Source organism: Streptomyces sp. NPDC002671 (assembly GCF_053592475.1).
The window spans coordinates 312571-330925 of the sequence record NZ_JBSFVU010000002.1; the positions used below are offsets into that span (position 1 = coordinate 312571).

Here is an 18355-nt window from a genome sequence, read left to right on the forward strand (position 1 = left end):
CGCGGGGGTGGGGGCCGGGGGCAGGGGACCCGCGCAGCCGTGGGCCGGTGAGTTGTCCACAGGCAACCCACCGCATCGGTTCTGGCCAGTAATCTCGCGGGCATGGAGCAGAGGCAACTCGGCCGCACCGGCCTGCGTGTGTCCCGGATCGGGCTCGGCACCCTGACCTGGGGACGGGACACCGACGAGCATGACGCCGCGGACATGCTGAAGGCGTTCTGGGAGGCCGGCGGCACCCTCGTCGACACCGCCGACGTGTACGGCGACGGGGAGGCGGAGTATCTGCTCGGGCATCTGATAGACGGCCTGGTGCCGCGCCGGGACCTGGTCATCTCGACCAAGGCGGGCAGCGTGCCCGATCCCGACCGCCGCTTCGACGGCTCCCGGGGCCATCTGCTCGCCGCGCTCGACGCCTCCCTGGCCCGCCTCGGCACGGACTACGTCGACCTGTGGCACGTCCACGCCTACGACCCCGGCACCCCGCTGGAGGAGACCCTCCAGGCCCTGGACCTCGCGGTGAGCAGTGGCCGCGCCCGCTACGTGGCGGTCTCCAACTTCTGCGGCTGGCAGCTCGCCAAGGCGGCCACCTGGCAGCTGACGGCACCGGGCGCGCGCACCCGGCTCGCCGCCACGCAGCTGGAGTACTCGCTGCTCCAGCGCGGCGCCGAGCGCGAGGTGCTGCCCGCCGCGCTCGACCTGGGCGTCGGCCTGCTGCCCTCCTCCCCCCTGGGCCGGGGCGTGCTGACCGGAAAGTACCGGCACACCACTCCCCCGGACTCGCGCGGTGCCTCCGAGCACCTGGCGCCGTTCGTCGCGCCCTACCTGGACGACACGGCGACGCGCATCGTGGACGCGGTGACGACCGCCGCGGACGGGCTCGCGGTCACCCCGCTCCAGGTGGCCCTCGCCTGGGTCCGGGACCGGCCTGGCGTGGCCGCGCCGATCGTCGGCGCACGCAACGGGCAGCAGCTCACGGCGGCATTGTCAGTGGAGGCGCTTAGTCTTCCTGACGAGATCTGCCGGGCCCTCGACGACGTGTCGGCGCCCGTGCACCGCTATCCCGATCACGACTGGAGCACGCTGTGAGCACGGAGCCGGAGACGACGGACGAAGCCGGGCCGGGGACCCCGGACACCCCGGAGCGCCCGGACGCCCCCGAGCAGGACACGGCGGACGGCGCGGAGGGCGCCGACGGCGCCGGTGAGGGCACCGGCGAGGGCGAAGCCGACGGCACGGACTCCGGTGCGGGTGAGGGTGACGGCTCCGGCGATGCGCCCGCCCCGTCCGGGGCGGAGGCCGAGCTGGCCGCGCAACGGGTCGAGCGGGAGCGCATCGAGCGGCGCAAGGCCGAGAAGAAGGGCCCGATCGAGAGCGGCACCAAGCTGAGCGGCAAGGCCGCCGACCTGCTCGCGGCGGTCCGCGCGGTGGAGAGCGGCGAGAAGCCGGTGGCCGCGGTCTTCGCCGAGCCCGCGCCCGCCCCGCGCCGCCCGGCCCCGGAGCCCGTGCGCCGGCCGCAGCCCGCCCCCGCCGTCGCGGCGCCCGCCGCCCCGGCCCCGGAAACCGTCGAGGCCGTGCGCCGCGTGCTGGCCGAGGGCGGCGCGCCCGAGGCGCTGGCGCCCCAGGTGGCCGCGGCCCTGGGCGAGGGCGCCGACACCGCGCTGCGCGAGGACCCCTGGCAGCTGCTCCGGGTCGGCGGGGTACGGCCCGAGCAGGCCGACGGGTTCGCGCGGGCGCTGCTCGGCGCCGAGTGCCGCCCGGACGACGAGCGGCGGGGCCGTGCGGTGACCGGCTGGCTCCTGGAGCAGGCGGCCCTGGCCGGGCACACCGCCCTGGAGCTGTCGGCGCTCACCCAGGCACTCGCCCAGCGCGGGGTGCCCGACCCGGACGCGGCCGTGCAGAGCGCGCTCGCGGAGGGCGAGGCCCTGGTCTTCCAGGACGCCCTGGAGGAGCCCGGCGCCCCAGCCCCGCAGGCAACGCAAGCCCCGCAGGCATCACAGGCATCTCAGGTCTCGGAGGAGGAAGAGGGCGAGGAGGCGGAGCGGCCGGTGCGGGTCCTCGTCGGCCTGGAGCGGTACGCACTCGCCGAGGAGAGCCTCGCCGACGGCCTGGCCCGCCTGCTCAACTCCCTGCCCAAGGAGGCCGCGGAGCCCTGGGAGGAAGCCGTCGCCGTGGCGACGGGCGGCGCGGCCGAGCTGGCGCGCGCGGTCGGTGGGCACGGCCTGGTGCTGCACACGGGCGGCGAGGCGGCCCGCGCCGAACCGGCCGCGCTGCTCGGCGCCGCCCGCGCCGCGGGGCTGCGCGCCTGGGCGGCCTGCCACACCCCGGACGGAAGCCGCCGCTTCGCCGGGCTGCTCGGCGCGGGCGACGAGTCCGCTCCCGTCGGCACGGTCGCCGGTCTGCTCTCCGGTGCGGAAGGGCCGGGCCGGGACGCGGACGGCGCCCTGGACCTCGACCTGCTGATCGTCCTGGACGCTCCCCAACTCGACGTGGAGAGCGCCGCGATGCTGGTGGAGTCGCTGCCCGACGGAGCGCGGCTGGTGCTGAGCGGCGACCCTGCGGTGCTGTGGTCGGCCGGGCCCGGGCGGGTCTTCGCCGACCTGCTCGCGGCCCGCGCGTGCCCGCTGCTCGCCTCCCGCACCCCCGACCCCGGCCCGCTCGGCGAGCTGGTCTCCGGCATCGGCATCGGCGAGCTGAACCAGGTCGAGGCGCCCGGCAAGGAGCTCGTCATCGTGCCGGTGCGGGACCCGGGCGAGGCCGTGCACCGGACCGTGCAGCTGGTCGCCGACTCGGTGCCGCGCGCGATCGGCGTCCCGGCCGAGCAGACGGTGGTGATCACCCCGGGCCACGGGGGCGCCGCGGGCACCCGCACCCTCAACACCGCCCTCAAGGAACGTCTCAACCCGGGCCCCGGCCGCTTCAGCGGCTTCGACCCCGGCGACCGGATCGCATACTCCCCCGCCGCTGGCCGTACGGTGCCGGGCACGGTCGTGGAGGCCGACGCCGACGGGCTGCACCTGTCGTGCGCGGGCACCCGGGTCGTCGTACCGCGGGAGCGGGTGGAGCAGTGCGTGCGGCACGGCTGGGCGCTGACCGCGCACCAGGCGGTGGGCAGCCGGTGGCCGGCGGCGGTCGTCGTCCTGCCCGGCGACGCCGCGCAGGCGCTCAGCAGACCGTGGGTGTACACGGCGTTCGGCCGGGCCGAGCGTCATCTCTCGGTGGTGCACGGCGTGGAGCAGGCCCTGCCCAGGGCGGTGGCGGAGGTCCCGGCGAAGCCCCGCACGACGCGCCTGCAGACCTTGCTGCGGACGCAGGTCGCGTCAACGAGCTGATCTGCTCGCTCTTTTCCGCCTTCGCCGCCGCGACGGCGAAAGACGGCGGTGCCGTGGGGCCGGCCTCGAACCGGTCCCACGGCACCGCCGTACCGTCTCACCTCTCCGCGTCCAGCGGCTCCAGATCGTCGTTCTCGTCCAGCTCTTCGAGACCGTCTTCGTCGATCTCGTCGGACTCCTCGTGCTCGTCGTGCGCGTCGTCCTCGTCGTCCTCGTCGTCGAACACCGCGCTGACGTCGAACCGGCACACCACCCGCTGCGGATCGATCTGCTCGAACGGCGCCTCCAGCCACTCACCGGCCTCGCCGGGCTCCTCCGCGGCGGTGACCCAGAGCGTGGAGTCGCCCTCCTCCAGGCCGAACTCCTTGTGCCGGGAGGCGATCTCGTCCGGCTCGAACTCGCCGAAGAGGACACCCAGCGCCCCGGGAACCGAACCGGCGGCATCCTCGCTCTCGCCGCCGTCCTCGTACTCCGCAGCCTCGACCCGCTGGGCCTGCGCCAGCAGCCGCTGGGGTTCCGCCACCGTGTAGTCGCGGCGGATCAGCACGCTGATCGCGTTCGGCTCCTCGGGGCCGGCGTACGGCGGCAACGAGTCGTCCGCACCGGGGATCTCGAAGGGTGTGACCTCGTCGTAGCGGTCGTAGAGCAGCTCGTCGTACACCTCGGCGGCAGCGGCCAGCTCGTTGAACGCCTCGTAGACGGCGGGGTCGTCCTCTCCCGACCTGCGTTCGACCGCGGCCAGATGACGGTCGAGCGCGGTCTTGATCGCCTCGGCGGCGGCGCGTACCTCGGCAGCGGTGGGCTGCGCAGCATCAGACATAGTGCAGACGCTATCCGTACCAGGCACCAGCCCGCACAATAGATGCGATGCCGGAATACGAATTTGTCGACGTGTACGTGCCACGCGGGGTCTCCCGCAAGGAGGCGACGCGTCTGCTGACGGACCATGCCGAGTACGGACACTGGGAGTTGGACCGACTGAGCCTGCTCCGCGACGGCAGCCGCAAGGTGCGGTTGCGCCGGCGGATCATCCGCCAGGTGCGGGCCACATGGTGAGGCGGGACGCATGAACGCAGCGGGCCCCGCCGCCGTGGCGGGGCCCGCTCGGTTCACCGTGCTCCTGTACTACGCCGACGCGCGCGCCTTGCGATAGAGCACCGTACCCGCGAGCAGCGCGCCCGCGCCCGCCGGCAGCACGACGCCCAGCGGCAGGTCACTGCCGGTGTGCGCGAGCTGGGCGACGGTCGGCGGCAGGCCGGAGCCTCCGCCCTGCTGATGGACGTGGTGGGTGGTGCGGCCCGGCGTCCCCGGGTGGTGCGGGGTGCCGGTCTGACCGTGGCCCGGGTGGCCGTGATGGCCGTGCCCCGGATGCCCCGGATGGCCAGGGTGACCTGGGTGCCCCGGGTTCCCGGGTGGGTTGCCGTGTCCGCCGCCACCCGGTGGCTGCTCGTGCCGATCGCCGCCGTTGGCGCAGTCGTTGCCCGTGGTGGCGTTGCCCGCGCCGATGACGTCCACGCTGTTGCCGCACACGTTGACCGGCACGTCGACCGGCACCTGCACGGTGTTGCCGGAGCCTACGCCGGGCGAGCCCCCGGTGTGCCCGCCCGCGTGCGAGCCGCCGGAGCCGCCGTGGCCTCCCGAGGTGCCGCCCCCCGCGCTGTGGTTGGCGCAGCTGTTGCCCGCCGACGGGTTGAGCAGCCCGACGACGTTCACCGTGTTCCCGCAGATGTTCACCGGCACGTGCACCGGCGCCTGCACCGTGTTGCCGGACAGTACGCCGGGTGAGCCGGCGGCGGAGCCGGACGCGCCCGAGTCGGCGTGGGCGTAGCCGCCCGCGGCGGCGATCACCCCGGTCGCGGCGGCCATCGTCATCAGGCCCTTACGAGTGCTCTGTCGCATGCTGAATGCCCCCTGCTGTCGCTTCTCCTGGAAAGAAAAGGCCGGTCGGCCCCGGAGCGCATGGGACGCGCTCCGGGGCCGACGGCTTGTCACAGACGCCCCTCAGAGAGCCTGCGTCACTTGTTGACGCAGGCGTTGCCGAAGGCGGGGTTCAGGAGCCCGATCACGTTGATCGTGTTGCCGCACACGTTCACCGGGACGTGGACGGGCACCTGGACGACGTTGCCGGAGATGACGCCCGGCGAGTGCACGGCGGCACCCTGGGCACCCGAGTCGGCTACGGCCAGGCCCGCGCCCGCGAGAACCAGCCCACCGGTGGCAGCCGCAGCAGCGACGACCTTCTTGATCATTGTTCCTCCTTGTTGGCAATGCGATCCCAAGGTGCGGGATCGCATCACGTGTAACGAGGAGGGAGTAATGAAGCTACGAGCTTATGGTCGCAATCACCCTTCTCAGTCGGCCTCGCACGGCTGCCCGATTGCGCGAGGGTCATGGCCTCACGACGCGTCGATGAACCGGTCGAGCACGCGCACGCCGAACTTCAGCCCGTCCACCGGCACGCGCTCGTCCACGCCGTGGAACATGCCGGCGAAGTCCAGCTCCGGCGGCAGCTTGAGCGGGGCGAAGCCGAAGCCGCGGATGCCGAGGTCGTCGAAGGACTTGGCGTCGGTGCCGCCGGAGAGCATGTAGGGGACCGCCTTGGCGGTCGGGTCCTCGGCCAGCAGCGCGGACTGCATGGCCTGCACCAGGTCCCCGTCGAAGCTGGTCTCCAGCGCCTTGTCGGAGTGCACGTCCTCGCGCCGGACGTGCGGGCCGAGGAGCCGGTCGAGCTCGCCCAGGAACTCCTCCTCGTGGCCCGGCAGGAAGCGCCCGTCGATGTGGGCGGTTGCCTCGCCCGGGATGACGTTGACCTTGTAACCGGCGTTCAGCTGGGTGGGGTTGGCGGTGTTGCTCAGGGTGGCGCCGATGAGCTTGGCGATGCCGCCGAGCCTGGCGAGGGTGGACTCCATGTCCTCCGGGTCCAGCTCGGTCCCGAGCGCGTCGCCCAGTTCGTCGAGGAAGGCCCGGGTGGTCTTGGTGACCCGCACCGGGAACTTGTGCCGGCCGACGCGGGCCACCGCCTCGGACAGCTCGGTGATCGCGTTGTCCCGGTGGATCATCGACCCGTGGCCTGCCGTACCGGCCACGGTGAGCTTCATCCAGTGCATGCCCTTCTCGGCCGTCTGGATCAGGTACAGCCGCCGCTGCTCGTTCACGGTGAACGAGAACCCGCCCACCTCGCTGATCGCCTCGGTGACGCCCTCGAACAGCCCGCGGTGGTTGTCGACCAGGTACCGGGCGCCGTACGTGCCGCCGGCCTCCTCGTCGGCGAGGAAGGCGACCACGATGTCCCGCGGCGGGCGCCGGCCGCTGCGCAGCCGGTCGCGCACGACCGCGAGGGTCATCGCGTCCATGTCCTTCATGTCCACGGCACCGCGCCCCCAGACGCAGCCGTCCGTGACCTCGCCGGAGAACGGGTGGTGGGTCCAGTCGTCGGCGTTGGCCGGTACGACGTCCAGGTGGCCGTGGATGAGCAGCGCGGGCCGGGACGGGTCCTCGCCCTCGATGCGGGCCACCGTGGAGGCGCGGCCCGGGTGGGACTCGAAGATCTCCGGCTCCAGCCCGACCTCGGCGAGCTTCTCGGCGACGTACTCGGCGGCCTTGCGCTCGCCCGGGCCGGAGTGGTCGCCGTAGTTGCTGGTGTCGAACCGGATCAACTCCCGGCAGAGGTCGACGACCTCGTCCTCGCCGGTGACGCCCTTGGCCGTGTGCGTGTCGCTCACGCTGCATCCTCCCGCTGTGGCTGCTGTGGTCCTCCTCATCCTGCCCCCGCGCCCGCCCGGACCCAAGACCGGTCCCGGCCCGTCACACGCCGTTCACGCCGGACCGGCCGCCGGGGACGGGGTTGGGAGCTGCTGGGGTTTGGCTGGGTCCGAGTGAGTTCTGGCATATATGAGTGCGTGTCGGTGGTCCCGTGTTGCGGGTGTAAATCTCCGGAAGGGGACAGGGGTTCTTGCGTCGAATGTGTGACCTTTGCGGGTGGTGGTCGTTGGAGGTGATGAAAGGATCTTCGGCGCCGGTACGGGGGGTGGCGGGTGGGCGGGCTGCGGGAGCTGGCTGCGTCGTTCGTGATGCCCGGCCCGGCGGGGGTGGCCGTGCGGACCCGGCTGCGGGTGTCGGAGACGGATGCTGCGGTGCTGGCCGAGGTCGGGGTGTTCCTCGGCTCCCTGGCGGCCGGCGATCTCGCGGTGCGGTGCGGGCAGGGCCTGGGCCACGACGCCGGCGCGTGGGCGGCGCGGAAGCGGGGGCTGGCAGGGGTCTCGTCGGCTCGCTGGGCGGGGAGCATCACCAAGGCCACCCACGATCAGTGGGCGCTCGCGCGGCGCGGGCAGGCGGCGGAGGCGGCCTGGGTGCGCGGGCAGATCACGTCGATCGAAGCCCGCCTGGCACGGCCGCTGGGCGCCAAGGCCGACAAACGGGCGGGGCTGCCGCGCGGCTACGGCTCGCGGACAGAGTGGCATGCCAAGTCCCGCCGCCTGCACGCGCTCAAGGACCGGCTGGCAGGGCTGGAGGCGGACTGGGCGGCAGGCCGGGTGCACGTGGTGCGCGGCGGTAAACAACTTGCCCGCCTGCGCCATCACCTGGACGAGGCTGGGCTCAGTGAGGAGGCGTGGCGGCAGCGGTGGCAGGCGGCGCGGATGTTCCTGGCCGCCGATGGGGAGTCCGGCAAGCGTCTGGGTAACGAGACCATCCGTGTCACCGCCACCGGGCAGGTCTCGGTCAGGCTGCCCGCCGCCCTGGCCCGTCTCGCCAACGCCCCGCACGGCCGGTACGTGCTCGATGCGACCGCCGAGTTCAAGCACCGCGGCCAGGAGTGGGCGGAACGGATCACCGCCGACCGGGCGGTGGCCTACCGCATCCACCACGACACCCTGCGAGGCCGCTGGTATGTCACCGCCTCATGGCAGCGCACCCCTGCCCCGGTGTTGCCGCTGGAGGCGGCCCTCGCGCGCGGTGTGGTGGCGGTGGACATGAACGATCACCCCCGTCGCCGCCTGGCACCTCGACGCACACGGCAACCCGGTCGGCGAACCCCGCCGCTTCTCTTACGACCTGTCCGGCAGCACCGCGCACCGGGACGCCCAGATTCGGCACGCGCTGACCCGACTGCTGCACCACACCCGCCACAGTGGGGCCGTGGCGGTCGCGGTCGAGGATCTCGACTTCACCGACGGCACATCCCGGGAGAAGCACGGCCGCAACAAGCGCTTCCGCCGGCTGATCTCCCGCTTCCCCACCGCGAAGCTCAGGGCCCGGCTGGTGGCGATGGCCGCCGAGCAGGACATCGCCGTCGTCGCGGTCGACCCCGCCTACACCAGCCGCTGGGGCGCCCAGCACTGGCAAAACCCCCTGACCACCAAGACTCGTACAACCACGCGCCACGACGCGGCAGCCGCGGCGATCGGACGACGCGCCCTCGGGCACCCGATCCGGCGACGGACGGCACCGCCCCGCAACGACCGGAGTGATCGTTACGGGCATCGGACCGCCCAGGCCGGACCAGGCGCCCCGGGGCGTGAGGGACCCCGCCCCCGCGTTCCCGGACCACGCACCAGATGCGTGCCGCCCGGACGCGGAGCGAAAGCGGGCGACCTGGGGGTACCTCCCACGCCCTTAAGGCAGTGGGGGAGTGCCCAACACCGTTCGGGACACGCGGCTGAGCATGGGTTCTGGCAACAGGACCCACTCCCACTCAGTCCTTAGGAACGGTGATCAGCCACCCCCGAAAGCCTGGTATTGTTCTCTTCGTCGCCGCGAGGGAAACCCCACCAAAGGGAAGAACCTCGCACGACAGACACCTTGTCCGGGTGGCGGAATGGCAGACGCGCTAGCTTGAGGTGCTAGTGCCCTTTATCGGGCGTGGGGGTTCAAGTCCCCCCTCGGACACCAGCAGAAACCCCAGTTCATCTGGGGTTTTTCTGTTTCTCCGGCTGTGGCGTCACCGACCACGTGATCAACAGCCGAGCGAACTTCATGGTCAGACCAGGGATGACGGGCCGAGGCGGCTGGCGCTGGAAGCGGTGAGAGCGCCTGAGGTTGCCCCAGTGCGGGTCACCGTCACGGGTCACCCGCTCCACCTTGGCGGGGGCCGGGATGCCGAGGAACTGGGGGAAGGCCCGTTCGATCCAGCCGTCCCGGACCGTCGTCTGAGGTAGTCCAGGACTTCGGCCTCGAAGGCCCACTCGGCGTCCGAGGGTGACGAGGAAGCCCCACGCCAGCGGCCCCAGGCAGGTGAGGCCAAGCGCCTTGGCCGCCCGGTCGTGGGCGGCCTCCATTGGGAGTCCGTCCACGACCGGCAGACGTCGTCCAGGAAGTCCGACTGTTCCGCCGGCGAACCGAAGCGCGGAATGTCCCTGCGGAGCGCGAGTGACGCCCGAAGCTGATCCACGCCCCAGAGCATCAGGTCAGCGCCCGTGTGCGGGACCATGCCGAACGTGAGGTGCAGGGATTCTGTCCACTGGTCGGCGGTGACCGCGTGCCACCTGCCGCGCGGCAGGTAGAGCACGTCACCCGGGGACAGGGCGAGGTCCGCCACGGGCTCGCACTCCGGTTCCTCCGGCGACGCCATGTCACGGAAGGTGGGCGCCTCACGGGTCAGCCCCCAGAGGCGCCACCGCTTTGTTGACTCCTGGATCTTCAGGTCGACGAGGCTTTGAGGAGGGTTTCGGCGGCGGCGGTGCGGGCGTAGAGGACGGAACGGCCGGCGCGGTGGGCGCTGACCAGACCCGCGTTGCGCAGGGCCGTGAGGTATTGGGATACCCCGGCCGGGGAGAGCCCGGTGCGGCGGGCCAGTTCGGTGGTGGAGGCCGGGGTCTCCAGCTCGGTCAGGAGCAGGGTTCGCGAGCGGCCGAGGACGGGGGTGAGGGTGCAGGTTCCAGTGGTGGTAGGCCGCGTCTCCCATAGCGTGCCGACGCCGCGGGCGGGATAGGCGAGTTGTGGCGGGTCCGGCGGTCGCACCCGGGTGCGCAGACCGGGGCCGGTGAACGCGGACGGGATCAGCAGCAGTCCCGCGCCTGCGGCCTGGCGGCGCATGTTCCGTTTTCGGCGGACCAGTCTGAGCGCGTTGTCGTCCCAGCTCACCGAGGTGTGCAGGTCGTTGAAGACGTGGCCTGTGCCGTGCTCGGCGACGGTGCGGGCCCGATGGAGGATGTCGGCGTCCAGTACGCCCCTGATTCGCGCCCAGTACGGAGCGAGGGCCAACTCCCAGTACATTTCGATCTCTTGTGTGACTTTCGCCAGGCGGGAGGCTGGGTCGGCGTGGAGGCTCGATAGGCGTGGGCCGAGATGTCCTTGGTGGCGGGCGAGGTGGTCGAGGTCCTGGCGTACCCGGTCGGCGGGCGAGGCCAAGATCGCACCCCACTCTGCCGCCGGTGTGGGGGCCGGTTGGGTGGGGGCCGGGTTGAGGAAGTCGGGCACGTAGCCGGAGGCTACGATCAGCTCGGCGAGCCATCCTCGGTCCAGGCCGGCGGCCATCACGCGTGGCCGTACTTGCTCGATCCAGGGCCGGTGGACCGAGTGCGCGGCGTTCGACGTCAGCAGCCGGAAGCTGGGCGCGACCTCCCACATCGGCGAGATGGCGAACCGTACTTTCGCGAGATCGTTCGCTGAGAACGCCAGCTCCGCCACGACAATCGCCTCTCAATGGATTCAGGCATGCCTTAAACAATGGCCCGTCAGGCTACCGTGCACCGATCATCCCGCCATGACCTCACAGACGATCACCGCGGCGGCATCGGGGACCTGGAAGCTCGGCGACCGCACGGTCAACCGGCTCGGCTTCGGCGCGATGCGCCTCACCCAGCACGGCGAGGCGTTCGCGTCCCGTGCCGTCCCGCGCGACCGCGACCAGGCGATCAAGGTGCTGCGCCATGCGGTCGAGCTCGGTGTGAACCACATCGACACCGCCGCGTTCTACTTCTCGCCGCTGCGCTGTGCCAACGAGCTGATCAACCGCGCCCTCGCGCCCTATCCGGACGATCTCGTCATCGCCACCAAGGTTGGGCCCGGACGCGATCCCTCAGGCGCCTGGCTGCCGCACGCCAGCCCCGAGCAGTTGCGCGGCCAGGTCGAGGAGAACCTGCGCCAGCTCGGCCGGGACCACCTCGACGTGGTGAACCTGCGCATCGTCGGCTCCGATTCCATCGCTGACCGCTTCGGTGCGCTCGCCGAACTGCGCGACGCCGGACTCATCCGCCACCTCGGCCTGTCCAACGTCCGTCCCCATCACCTCGCCGAGGCCCAGGCCATCGCACCAGTGGTCTGCGTCCAGAACATGTACGGCATCGGCGCATCGCCCGAGCAGGAGGAGCTTCTGCGCCTCTGTGGTGAACAGCGCATCGCGTTCGTGCCGTTCTACTCGATCGCCGGCAGCGGACGCACGGCCGGCGCGCCTGCGAACGACAGCAGCACGGTGCGCGCCATCGCCCGCGTCCGGGGGGTGAGCACAGCCCAGGTCCGGCTGGCGTGGACGCTGCACCGCGGTCCTCAGGTCCTGGCCATTCCCGGCACCGGTGACCTCGATCATCTCGCCCAGAACGTGGCGGCCGGCTCTCTGCGCCTTTCCGAGGAGGAACTGGCCGACCTGGACTCCCTCCACCTCACAGCCGCATGACCAAATCATCCCGATGACGTCGTGGCCCGCTTCTCCTGATCGGTCACCGACTGGCCTGACCTCCCGGCATGGCAGCAGGGCGTTTCCCCAGGTCAGAGCGGTTGGGCCGTGAGCATGCCGTCGTCCGTCCGCTCGACGCGGGTGCCGAGGCCGCGGGCGTGGCTGTCGAGGACGGTGCGCAGCCAGGCGGTGTCCTCGGCCGATGCGTGCTCCAGGCGCATCCGGCGCGCCTGGAGGGGCACCATGCGCAGTCCGGCGAGCCGGCCGGTTCCGGGGTCGAGCGAGACCAGGTACAGCAGCCGCAGGTCGTCGCGGTAGCGCTCGTAGCCGCCGATCCCCTCGTAGTCGTCCACGAGGTCGCCGCAGCCGTACAGGACGAGCCTGCCCCGGTACACCTCCAGGGGGCGCGGGTGGTGCGAGGAGTGGCCGTGGACGAGGTCGGCGCCGGCGTCGACGAGCGCGTGCCCGAAGCGGGTCTCGGCGTGGGAGACGTCGTATCCCCAGTTGGCGCCCCAGTGGACGGAGGCGACCACGAGGTCGCCCGGTCGCACGATCCTGCGCACGCGGTCGGCGAAGTCGGCCGCCGCGGCGGCGGTCAGCGCGGGCACGAGGGCCACCCCGGCCCGTTCGGCGGTCGCCGCCCAGCCGTGCGGGATCCCGCTGGAGGGCAGTCCGAAGGAGAAGACGAGCACGCGTCCGCCGGACCGCAGCGGGACGATCGCCGGCTGCCAGGCCTCCCGCTCGTCACGGCCCGCTCCCGCCGTGCGCAGCCCGGCCTCGGCGAGGGAGTCCAGGGTCTCCTCCAGGCCGGCCGGCCCGAAGTCGAGGACGTGGTTGTTGGCGAGGGCGCAGACGTCGGGACGGACCGCGGCCAGGGAGGGCAGGTTGGCCGGGTGCATCCGGTAGTGGACGGCCTTGCCCGGCGCGAAGTGGCCGCCCCCGGTGACGGCGGTCTCCAGGTTGATGACCCGTACGTCCGGCGCGGCACGGTCGAGGATCGTGAGGGCCTCGCCCCAGGGCCAGGCGGGGTCGACCGGCCGGGGTATGGGGCCGTTCGCCTGCTCCGCGAGGGCGACGTACTCCCGGGCGTCGCGTACGTAGTCCTCTCGCAGGGCGGGGCAGCCGGGGTGCGGGAGGATCTGGTCGACGCCTCGGCCGAGCATGACGTCGCCGGCGAGGAACAGGGTGAGGGCGCCCTCGGGCATGTTCCCAAGCTACTCGCGGAGGTCCGGGACCGGTTGGGTCATTCCAGGGACTGCCAGAGGGGGGCGGGGGCCGCCTCGTCGGGCGGGCACACCGCCTTGATGTCGCCTTCGGCGGCGTTCAGCAGCAGGCGGCCCATGGCGATCAGCGCGCGTCCGGCCGCGAGTTCGTCGCCGATCTCCGGTATGTCCGTGTCCCGGGGGTTGCGGCGTGCCTCCGCGTGGCTCTCCAGGACGTTGTCGCCGGTGTCCAGGACGATCCGGGCGGTGGTGTCCGGGTCGTGCTCGGACAGGTACAGGTTCAGCCGCCATTCCTTGCCGGACACTGGACGACTGCTCGCGGGTCGGGACATCGTCCGTCTCTCCTCACTGCCTGGTGAGACCGGGTCTGTTGGGACTGCGGGTCGCCTCCTCTACGGCGCCGCTTCCACTGTGCCTCGCGGGGGCGCCGGGCGCCTCCCCGGGGCCGGGCAGAATGGGGCCATGACCACGCGTACCTGCCCCTGCGGCCTCCCCCAGCCCTACGACGCCTGCTGCGGGCGCTTCCTCCCCGTCGGGGCAGCCGCGGCGCCGACCGCCGAGGCGCTCATGCGGTCCCGGTACAGCGCGTTCGTGAAGGGGGACGCGGGGTATCTGCTGCGCACCTGGCATCCGCGGACCCGGCCCGCGCGGCTGGAACTGGATCCCGGGATGCGGTGGACCGGTCTGGAGATCCTCGGCGTCACCGACGGGTCCGCCTTCCACCAGAACGGGACCGTGACGTTCCGGGCCTCGTACCGGGGCGGCTCGCTGCACGAGCGCAGCCGGTTCGAGCGGGTCGACGGGGCATGGGTGTACGTCGACGGGGACTTCCTGGAGTAGCCGGGAACTCCCCGGAGCGGCCGGGGAGTTCGTCAAGCAACGAGGGCTACGGCGCCAGGATGTCCAGTTCCTGGAGGGCGCCCACGGTGATCTCCCTGGTCAGCTCCTCGGCGCGCAGGGCGTCGCCCTCGCGGACCGCCTCCGCGACCTGGACGTGCAGGGTGACGGCCGCCGGGTCGGGGTCCTCGAACATGACCTCGTGGTGGGTGCGGCCGGCCAGTACCTCGGCGACGACGTCACCGAGACGAGCGAACATCTCGTTGCCCGAGGCCGCGAGGATCACCCGGTGGAAGGCGATGTCGTGGATCAGGTAGCCCTCCAGCCTGTGGCCGCGTGAGTTGGCCACCATGCCGAGCGCGCACTCGGTGAGTTCGGCGCACTGCTCCGCCGTCGCGTGTTTCGCCGCCAGGCCCGCCGCCACCGGTTCGATCGCGGAGCGCAGCACGGTCAGGGAGCGCAGCTGGTGCGGGCGGTCGGCGCCCGCGAGGCGCCAGCGGATGACCTGGGGGTCGTAGACGTTCCACTCGGCCTTCGGACGGACCGTCACGCCCACGCGGCGGCGGGACTCGACCAGGTGCATGGACTCCAGAACGCGCACGGCCTCGCGCATCACGGAGCGTGACACCTCGAAGTGCTGTGCCAGTTCGTCGGTGCGCAGGATGCTGCCCGGCGGGTACTCGCCGGCCGTGATCGCGGGGCCAAGGGTGTCCAGTACGCGGCCGTGCAGCCCCCGGCCCGGATTGCTCATGCACTCAGAGTACGGGGCAGGTCACGGGAACAAAAAGTCAGACTTATTTTCACAGACTCTTGAATTCGTCGTACCTAATGGGTTTCATCTACGCGACGTCGGATGTCAGACGTCATGCGTCGATGAAGACAGCGAGGCAGTAATGCGTACCCCCCACGTCGTCGTGGTGATGGGCGTCGCGGGCACGGGCAAGACCACCATCGGTCCCTTGCTCGCCACCCGGCTCGGCGTCCCGTATGCCGAAGGCGACGACTTCCACCCACAGGCCAACATCGACAAGATGACGGCCGGAATCCCGCTGGACGACGAGGACAGGTGGCCGTGGCTGGACGCCATAGGCAGCTGGGCTCACGGGCGGGCCGGGCTGGGCGGGGTGGTCAGCAGCTCGGCGCTGAAGCGGTCGTACCGTGACCGCCTGCGCGCGCAGGCCCCCGGTGTCGTGTTCGTGCACCTGACGGGCGACCGGGGGCTCATCGAGGACCGGATGTCCCACCGGCAGGGTCACTTCATGCCGACCAAGCTGCTGGACTCCCAGTTCGCCACGCTCCAGCCGCTGGAGGCGGACGAGGCGGGAGTCGCCGTGGACGTCTCCGGCACCCCCGAGGAGATCACCGAGCGGGCCGTCAAGGCGCTCGCGACGCTTCCCGACGCGCAGCGGTAACTCCCCCTACCGCCGCAACAGACACCCTCCCCACTCCCCATCTCTGCAAGGGAACCCCCGTGACCAGACTCAGCGTCGAGATGCTGGCAGCGGACGCGCCTCCGCCGATCACCTCCGCCGGCCACGCCCAGCTCGGCATCGCCGTCCTGGTGGGCATCGCCGTCATCGTTGTGCTCATCACCAAGTTCAAGCTCCACGCGTTCCTGTCCCTGACCATCGGGTCTCTGGTGCTCGGGGCGGTCGCGGGGGCGCCGCTCGACAAGGTCATCACCAGCTTCACCACCGGCCTCGGTACCACGGTCTCCGGCGTGGGCGTCCTGATCGCGCTCGGGGCGATCCTGGGCAAGCTGCTCGCGGACTCCGGCGGCGCCGACGAGATCGTGGACACGATCCTCGCCAAGGCAGGCGGGCGGGCGATGCCGTGGGCGATGGTGCTCATCGCCTCGGTGGTCGGTCTGCCGCTGTTCTTCGAGGTCGGCATCGTGCTGCTGATCCCGGTCGTGCTGATGGTCGCCAAGCGCGGCAACTACTCCCTGATGCGCATCGGCATCCCCGCGCTGGCCGGTCTGTCCGTGATGCACGGCCTGATCCCGCCGCACCCCGGCCCGCTGGTCGCGATCGACGCGGTCAAGGCCAACCTGGGCGTGACCCTGGCGTTCGGCATCCTGGTCGCCATCCCGACGGTGATCATCGCCGGTCCGCTGTTCTCCAAGGTCGCGGCCCGCTGGGTGGACGTCCCGGCACCCGACCGGATGCTGCCGCAGCGCCCCTCGGAGCAGCTGGAGCGCCGTCCGAGCTTCGTTGCCACGCTGGGCACCGTGCTGCTGCCGGTCGTGCTGATGCTGTCCAAGGCACTGGTGGACATCATCGTCGACGATCCCGCGAAGTTGACGCAGCGCGTCTTCGACATCGCCGGTTCCCCGCTCATCGCCCTGCTCACCGCCGTCCTCGTCGGCATCTTCACGCTGGGCCGGCCCGCCGGGTTCAGCAAGGAGCAGATCTCGCAGACCGTCGACAAGGGCCTGATGCCCATCGCCGGCATCCTGCTGATCGTCGGCGCGGGCGGCGGCTTCAAGCAGACGCTGATCGACTCCGGTGTGGGCCAGATGATCCTGGACATCTCCAAGGACTGGTCGATCCCGGCGGTGCTGCTGGCCTGGCTGATCGCGGTCGGCATCCGGCTCGCCACCGGTTCGGCGACCGTGGCGACGGTGTCGGCGGCCGGCCTGGTCGCCCCGCTGGCCGCGGACATGTCGACCGTGCACGCCGCTCTGCTGGTCCTCGCCATCGGCTCCGGCTCGCTGTTCTTCAGCCACGTCAACGACGCCGGGTTCTGGCTGGTGAAGGAGTACTTCGGGCTGAACGTGGTGCAGACCCTCAAGACCTGGTCGGTCATGGAGACGATCATCTCCGTGGTCGCCGGCTCGCTGGTCATGCTGCTGTGGCTCGTGGTCTAGGAACCTCCTGATCCAGGACCCTCGCGGTCCAGGAGGAGTACGGCGATGAGGGCCCACCCGTTCGAGAAGCGGGTGGGCCCTCTCGTCATGGCCGCCAGAGCGGGTGCTCCCGCTCGGCCCACTGCCTGCTCACCGTTCCCGTCCGCAGGCCCCTGCGCGCCTCCGGGTCGCCGAGCGCCATGCCGATGTGCCCGGCCAGGACCACGCCCATCGTCAGGGCCAGCCAGTCGTGGACGAACGTCGCCGACGTGCGCCACATCAGGGGGGTGAGGTGGGTGAACCACATGATCAGGCCCGTGCCGAGCATGACCAGGGTCGCTCCGGAGATCCAGGCGGCGTAGATCTTCTGCCCGGCGTTGAACTTGCCCGCCGGGCGGGAGGCGCGCCGCTTGTCGCGCAGGAGCACGGCGCGCAGCCAGACCCGGTCGTGCGGGCCGAAGCGGTTGAGGAAGCCGAGGTCGGCCCGGAAGGCGCGGGAGGCCAGGCCCAGCAGGACCGGCACCGGCAGGGCCAGGCCCGCGCACTCGTGGACGCGGACGACCAGTTCGCGGCGGCCGACCAGCACGGCGAGCTGCGGGATGTAGAGGATGGCCGCCGTCGCCACGCAGATCCCCATCAGTACGGCCGTGGTGCGGTGCACCCACCGTTGGGCCCGGCCGAAGCGGCGGATGCGGGCGCTCGGGGGCGCCGGGGCGTCAGCTTGTAGGGACATCGGTGCGTCCGTTCGAACGGCCGACCCAGGCGTCGACGTCGTAGCCGAGTTTCTCCCAGTAGCCGGGCTGGACATGGTCGGTGACGGTGATGCCGGAGAGCCACTTGGCGGACTTGTAGAAGTACATCGGGGCCACGTAGAGGCGGACGGGGCCGCCGTGGTCGTGGCCGATGTCCTTGTCCTGCATGCGCAGCGCGACCAGGACGTCGGGGCGGCGGGCCTGGTCGAGGGTGAGGCTCTCGGTGTAGGTGCCGTCGAAGCAGGTGAAGCGGAGGGCCTTGGCGGAGGGGCGGACACCCGCCAGGTCCAGCAGGTGGGAGAGGCGTACGCCCTCGAAGGGGGTGCCCGGGACGCGCCAGCCGGTGACGCACTGGACGTCCTTGACCAGCCGCGTCCTCGGCAGGGCGCGCAGCTCGGCGAGGGTGAAAGCGCGCGGGTGGTCGACGAGGCCGTCGACGGTGAGCCGGTAGTCGGCGGGGCTCTTGTGCGGGACGGACGCGGCGACCGAGTAGTAGCGGAAGCCGCCGCCGTTGGGCAGGAGTCCGGTCAGGCCCGTGGGGTCCTTGCCGGCGATGCCGCCGAGGAAGTCCTCCAGGCCGCGTTGCAGGGTCGGCGCGGCGGCCATGCCCAGGGCGCCCAGGCCGAGCGTGCCGAGGAAGATGCGGCGGCCTATCGGCCTGCCTTCGGGCTCGGACGCCTCGGATCGTTCAGGGTTCACAGCATCATTCGAGCACTCGGGCGCCCCGAGGGCCAGGGAGTACGGCCGTCGGTCAG

The 18355-nt window shown here is 71.8% G+C and carries 18 protein-coding genes, 1 tRNA gene and 2 pseudogenes; 9 read left to right on the top strand and 12 right to left on the bottom strand.

Going from position 1 to position 18355, the window contains the following annotated elements; translation table 11 throughout:
- Positions 1–102: 102 nt before the first annotated feature.
- Positions 103–1086, top strand: a complete 984-nt coding sequence (locus ACWD35_RS04175) for an aldo/keto reductase (protein ID WP_451349587.1) — start codon at positions 103–105, stop codon at positions 1084–1086.
- Positions 1083–3329 (top strand): helix-hairpin-helix domain-containing protein, encoded by a 2247-nt coding sequence (locus ACWD35_RS04180; protein ID WP_451349588.1) that lies wholly within the window; start codon positions 1083–1085, stop codon positions 3327–3329. The genes ACWD35_RS04175 and ACWD35_RS04180 overlap by 4 nt, the downstream gene beginning before the upstream one ends.
- 97 nt (positions 3330–3426) lie before the next feature.
- Here the strand turns inward: ACWD35_RS04180 and ACWD35_RS04185 are convergent, their stop codons facing one another.
- Positions 3427–4149, bottom strand: coding sequence for a hypothetical protein (locus ACWD35_RS04185; protein ID WP_451349589.1), 723 nt, complete (start codon positions 4147–4149; stop codon positions 3427–3429).
- 47 nt (positions 4150–4196) lie between these two features.
- Between ACWD35_RS04185 and ACWD35_RS04190 the strand changes: the two genes are divergently transcribed.
- The gene (locus ACWD35_RS04190) at positions 4197–4385 is read left to right on the top strand and encodes a DUF5703 family protein (protein ID WP_043407302.1); all 189 of its coding nucleotides are present in this window, start codon (positions 4197–4199) and stop codon (positions 4383–4385) included.
- Positions 4386–4454: 69 nt separating this feature from the next.
- On the opposite strand, the gene ACWD35_RS04195 is transcribed toward ACWD35_RS04190, so the two are convergent.
- From ACWD35_RS04195 to ACWD35_RS04205, 3 genes are all read right to left on the bottom strand, one after another.
- Entirely contained in the window at positions 4455–5228 is a 774-nt protein-coding gene (locus ACWD35_RS04195) for a chaplin (RefSeq protein WP_451349590.1), read from the bottom strand.
- A 116-nt stretch (positions 5229–5344) separates the two neighbouring features.
- Complete coding sequence (gene chpH / locus ACWD35_RS04200; protein WP_451349591.1) at positions 5345–5578, bottom strand: chaplin ChpH; 234 nt, start codon at positions 5576–5578, stop codon at positions 5345–5347.
- A gap of 147 nt (positions 5579–5725) precedes the next feature.
- Positions 5726–7051 carry a M20/M25/M40 family metallo-hydrolase gene (locus ACWD35_RS04205; RefSeq protein WP_451349592.1) on the bottom strand — a complete coding sequence of 442 codons (1326 nt, stop codon included), beginning with the start codon at positions 7049–7051 and terminating at the stop codon, positions 5726–5728.
- A 312-nt stretch (positions 7052–7363) separates the two neighbouring features.
- Between ACWD35_RS04205 and ACWD35_RS04210 the strand changes: the two are divergent.
- Both ACWD35_RS04210 and ACWD35_RS04215 read left to right on the top strand, forming a co-directional pair.
- A pseudogene (locus ACWD35_RS04210) lies at positions 7364–9032 on the top strand (IS200/IS605 family accessory protein TnpB-related protein).
- Between the two features lie 98 nt (positions 9033–9130).
- A tRNA-Leu gene (locus tag ACWD35_RS04215) sits at positions 9131–9218 on the top strand.
- 14 nt (positions 9219–9232) lie between these two features.
- Here the strand turns inward: ACWD35_RS04215 and ACWD35_RS04220 are convergent.
- From ACWD35_RS04220 to ACWD35_RS04230, 3 genes and pseudogenes are all read right to left on the bottom strand, one after another.
- The gene (locus ACWD35_RS04220; protein ID WP_451349722.1) at positions 9233–9619 is read right to left on the bottom strand and encodes a hypothetical protein; all 387 of its coding nucleotides are present in this window, start codon (positions 9617–9619) and stop codon (positions 9233–9235) included.
- Positions 9595–9951 (bottom strand): annotated as a pseudogene (locus ACWD35_RS04225) (JmjC domain-containing protein); the annotation flags it as partial. The gene ACWD35_RS04220 and the pseudogene ACWD35_RS04225, both read right to left, overlap by 25 nt.
- A gap of 14 nt (positions 9952–9965) precedes the next feature.
- Positions 9966–10961 (bottom strand): DUF5937 family protein, encoded by a 996-nt coding sequence (locus ACWD35_RS04230; RefSeq protein ID WP_451349713.1) that lies wholly within the window; start codon positions 10959–10961, stop codon positions 9966–9968.
- 70 nt (positions 10962–11031) lie between these two features.
- Between ACWD35_RS04230 and ACWD35_RS04235 the strand changes: the two genes are divergently transcribed.
- A complete protein-coding gene (locus tag ACWD35_RS04235) occupies positions 11032–11940 on the top strand; it encodes an oxidoreductase (protein WP_451349593.1) in 909 nt (302 codons plus the stop codon).
- Between the two features lie 92 nt (positions 11941–12032).
- On the opposite strand, the gene ACWD35_RS04240 is transcribed toward ACWD35_RS04235, so the two are convergent.
- Both ACWD35_RS04240 and ACWD35_RS04245 read right to left on the bottom strand, forming a co-directional pair.
- Positions 12033–13145, bottom strand: a complete 1113-nt coding sequence (locus tag ACWD35_RS04240) for a CapA family protein (protein ID WP_451349594.1) — start codon at positions 13143–13145, stop codon at positions 12033–12035.
- Positions 13146–13183: 38 nt separating this feature from the next.
- Positions 13184–13495, bottom strand: coding sequence for a dsRBD fold-containing protein (locus tag ACWD35_RS04245; protein ID WP_451349595.1), 312 nt, complete (start codon positions 13493–13495; stop codon positions 13184–13186).
- 130 nt (positions 13496–13625) lie between these two features.
- Between ACWD35_RS04245 and ACWD35_RS04250 the strand changes: the two genes are divergently transcribed.
- Complete coding sequence (locus ACWD35_RS04250) at positions 13626–14003, top strand: YchJ family protein (protein ID WP_451349596.1); 378 nt, start codon at positions 13626–13628, stop codon at positions 14001–14003.
- Between the two features lie 46 nt (positions 14004–14049).
- On the opposite strand, the gene ACWD35_RS04255 is transcribed toward ACWD35_RS04250, so the two are convergent.
- Positions 14050–14751 carry a FadR/GntR family transcriptional regulator gene (locus ACWD35_RS04255; RefSeq protein WP_451349597.1) on the bottom strand — a complete coding sequence of 234 codons (702 nt, stop codon included), beginning with the start codon at positions 14749–14751 and terminating at the stop codon, positions 14050–14052.
- Between the two features lie 142 nt (positions 14752–14893).
- Between ACWD35_RS04255 and ACWD35_RS04260 the strand changes: the two genes are divergently transcribed.
- Both ACWD35_RS04260 and ACWD35_RS04265 read left to right on the top strand, forming a co-directional pair.
- Positions 14894–15412: a gluconokinase gene (locus tag ACWD35_RS04260; RefSeq protein ID WP_451349598.1), complete on the top strand. Its 519-nt coding sequence runs from the start codon at positions 14894–14896 to the stop codon at positions 15410–15412.
- Between the two features lie 59 nt (positions 15413–15471).
- Positions 15472–16869, top strand: coding sequence for a GntP family permease (locus tag ACWD35_RS04265; RefSeq protein WP_451349599.1), 1398 nt, complete (start codon positions 15472–15474; stop codon positions 16867–16869).
- Positions 16870–16954: 85 nt separating this feature from the next.
- On the opposite strand, the gene ACWD35_RS04270 is transcribed toward ACWD35_RS04265, so the two are convergent.
- Both ACWD35_RS04270 and ACWD35_RS04275 read right to left on the bottom strand, forming a co-directional pair.
- Positions 16955–17581, bottom strand: coding sequence for a cytochrome b/b6 domain-containing protein (locus ACWD35_RS04270; protein ID WP_451349600.1), 627 nt, complete (start codon positions 17579–17581; stop codon positions 16955–16957).
- Complete coding sequence (locus ACWD35_RS04275) at positions 17565–18299, bottom strand: molybdopterin-dependent oxidoreductase (protein ID WP_451349601.1); 735 nt, start codon at positions 18297–18299, stop codon at positions 17565–17567. The genes ACWD35_RS04270 and ACWD35_RS04275 overlap by 17 nt, the downstream gene beginning before the upstream one ends.
- Positions 18300–18355: the final 56 nt, after the last annotated feature.

Bases quoted from the DNA above. Each gene is read 5' to 3' on its own strand.
- ACWD35_RS04175 (WP_451349587.1), top strand. From the start codon at position 103: ATGGAGCAGAGGCAACTCGGCCGCACCGGCCTGCGTGTGTCCCGGATC.
- ACWD35_RS04185 (WP_451349589.1), bottom strand. From the start codon at position 4,149: ATGTCTGATGCTGCGCAGCCCACCGCTGCCGAGGTACGCGCCGCCGCC.
- ACWD35_RS04190 (WP_043407302.1), top strand. From the start codon at position 4,197: ATGCCGGAATACGAATTTGTCGACGTGTACGTGCCACGCGGGGTCTCC.
- ACWD35_RS04195 (WP_451349590.1), bottom strand. From the start codon at position 5,228: ATGCGACAGAGCACTCGTAAGGGCCTGATGACGATGGCCGCCGCGACC.
- chpH (WP_451349591.1), bottom strand. From the start codon at position 5,578: ATGATCAAGAAGGTCGTCGCTGCTGCGGCTGCCACCGGTGGGCTGGTT.
- ACWD35_RS04235 (WP_451349593.1), top strand. From the start codon at position 11,032: ATGACCTCACAGACGATCACCGCGGCGGCATCGGGGACCTGGAAGCTC.
- ACWD35_RS04240 (WP_451349594.1), bottom strand. From the start codon at position 13,145: ATGCCCGAGGGCGCCCTCACCCTGTTCCTCGCCGGCGACGTCATGCTC.
- ACWD35_RS04245 (WP_451349595.1), bottom strand. From the start codon at position 13,495: ATGTCCCGACCCGCGAGCAGTCGTCCAGTGTCCGGCAAGGAATGGCGG.
- ACWD35_RS04250 (WP_451349596.1), top strand. From the start codon at position 13,626: ATGACCACGCGTACCTGCCCCTGCGGCCTCCCCCAGCCCTACGACGCC.
- ACWD35_RS04255 (WP_451349597.1), bottom strand. From the start codon at position 14,751: ATGAGCAATCCGGGCCGGGGGCTGCACGGCCGCGTACTGGACACCCTT.
- ACWD35_RS04260 (WP_451349598.1), top strand. From the start codon at position 14,894: ATGCGTACCCCCCACGTCGTCGTGGTGATGGGCGTCGCGGGCACGGGC.
- ACWD35_RS04270 (WP_451349600.1), bottom strand. From the start codon at position 17,581: ATGTCCCTACAAGCTGACGCCCCGGCGCCCCCGAGCGCCCGCATCCGC.